General features: G+C 68.7%; 1 protein-coding gene. It reads right to left on the reverse strand.

What is annotated here, in order from left to right; translation table 11 throughout:
• On the reverse strand, positions 1 to 335 hold a 335-nt coding region (locus tag H2O73_RS23520), incomplete at both ends, for a hypothetical protein (RefSeq protein ID WP_220457697.1).

The following is a 335-nucleotide window of genomic DNA, read 5'->3' on the forward strand; positions in this document are numbered from 1 at the left end:
GGGCGGTGCGGATCGTGTAGTCGTCGCGCGCCAGCCGCAGGCAGTCGCGCACCGTGCGCGAGGCGTGGCCGACCTTCAGCTTGAGATCCCACAGCATGTAGAGGGTGGTCTCGATCACGCTCTCGGCCCAGGGCGTGATCTTGTAGGGAGTCAGGAACAGCAGATCGACATCGGAATGAAGCGCCATCTCGCCCCGCCCGTAGCCGCCCACGGCCAGCACGCTGAGCCGTTCGCCATCGGTCGGGGTGGGCAGCGGGTGCAGGTGGGTCTGGGCCACGTGCAGGGCGGTCGTGACCAGCCCGTCGGTCAGGTAGGCATAGGCGCGCACGGTCTCG

The sequence above is a fragment of the Vibrio marinisediminis genome (assembly GCF_014050145.1).
GTDB lineage: Bacteria > Pseudomonadota > Gammaproteobacteria > Enterobacterales > Vibrionaceae > Vibrio > Vibrio marinisediminis.